Origin of the sequence: Flavobacterium bizetiae (assembly GCF_902804475.1) — a bacterium.
Lineage (GTDB): Bacteria > Bacteroidota > Bacteroidia > Flavobacteriales > Flavobacteriaceae > Flavobacterium > Flavobacterium bizetiae.
The window spans coordinates 1-1,390 of sequence record NZ_CADCSU010000012.1 but is presented as its reverse complement, the minus strand read 5'-3'; the positions used below and the strand labels follow the sequence as shown (position 1 = coordinate 1,390).

Sequence of the window (1,390 nt, the reverse complement as noted above, 5' to 3'; positions counted from 1 at the left end):
TGTCTTGTCCTGAAATAGCGATACATAAAAAGTATCATTATGGAAAAAGATCAAGAATTACGCTATGTAAAGCGTACACAGAAAGATTACAGTATGTCTTTTAAACTTCAAATTGTTCATGACATAGAACAAGGCATAACCTCGATTTCGCAAGTTAAAAAAGATTATGCCATTCAGTCCCGTTCTACAATCGTTCAATGGCTTCGAAAATTTGGTAACTTTGACTGGGACAATCAAATACCTTCTATTATGCAAAGATCTCCTGAACAAAAAATAATGGAACTTGAAGCCAAAGTGAAGTTATTAGAAAAACAAAAAGCATTTCTAGAGCAGCAGGCTTATGTTGCTGATAAAAAAGCTATTATTTTCGATATGATGATTGACATAGCTGAAAAGGAATATCAAATCGACATCCGAAAAAACTCACCACCCGAACAATCGACTACTTTAAAAAAGAACACCAACAAACAATAATGTTTGCCTGTACTTTGTTCGGGATAGACAGACAGGTTTATTATCGAAGAATAAAAAGAACAAGTTCCAGGCAACTTATCGCTTCAGAAGTTGTCAGCCTGGTTTTGAAAATTAGAAATACAATGCCGAGAATTGGAGCAAAAAAACTGTATTATCTTTTAAAGAGTCACTTGAGTGAACTTAAAATCGGTAGAGATAAATTTATTAATATACTTAAAGCAAATCATCTATTGATAATGCCAAAACGTTCTTATCACATAACAACAAACTCTCATCATCGGTTTAGAAAACACCAAAATCAAATATTAGAACTACGGATCTGTAGGCCAGAGCAAGTCTGGGTATCCGACATAACTTATATTGGAAAAAGAGATAATCCATGTTATTTAAGTCTAATAACAGATGCATACTCTAAAAGAATAATGGGTTTTAATGTAGCAAATAATATGAATGTTCAAAGCAGTTTAATAGCATTGAAAAAGGCAATAAAACAACGCATAGACAAAGACAGAACATTAATACATCATTCAGATAGAGGAATACAATATTGTTCTTATCAATATCAAAAACTATTACATCAAAACAATATAAAATGCAGTATGACTCAAAACTCTGATCCCTATGAAAATGCAGTAGCTGAGAGAATAAATGGAATTTTAAAACAAGAATTTAATATTGATAAATTTAATCAACAACTTGATGTGATGAAGGCTTTGGTAAAAAATGCAATTGATATTTATAATAATAAAAGGCCACATTATTCTAATTATATGCTAACTCCAAGTCAAATGCATCAGCAAAATGTAGTAGAAATGAGAACTTATAAAAGAAAAACACCTGCAATAAAAAATATTACAGGTGTTTAATTAAATATAATTTGTTTAATAATCTGTATCGATTATTTAGGACTACTCAA

General features: G+C 30.6%; 2 protein-coding genes. Both read left to right on the top strand.

The window, feature by feature from the left end; translation table 11 throughout:
* Positions 1 to 39 precede the first annotated feature (39 nt).
* Positions 40 to 474 (top strand): transposase, encoded by a 435-nt coding sequence (locus tag FLACOL7796_RS24560; protein WP_197913304.1) that lies wholly within the window; start codon positions 40 to 42, stop codon positions 472 to 474.
* Positions 474 to 1,340: an IS3 family transposase gene (locus FLACOL7796_RS00085; protein WP_197913303.1), complete on the top strand. Its 867-nt coding sequence runs from the start codon at positions 474 to 476 to the stop codon at positions 1,338 to 1,340. The genes FLACOL7796_RS24560 and FLACOL7796_RS00085 overlap by 1 nt, the downstream gene beginning before the upstream one ends.
* The last annotated feature ends 50 nt before the right edge of the window (positions 1,341 to 1,390 follow it).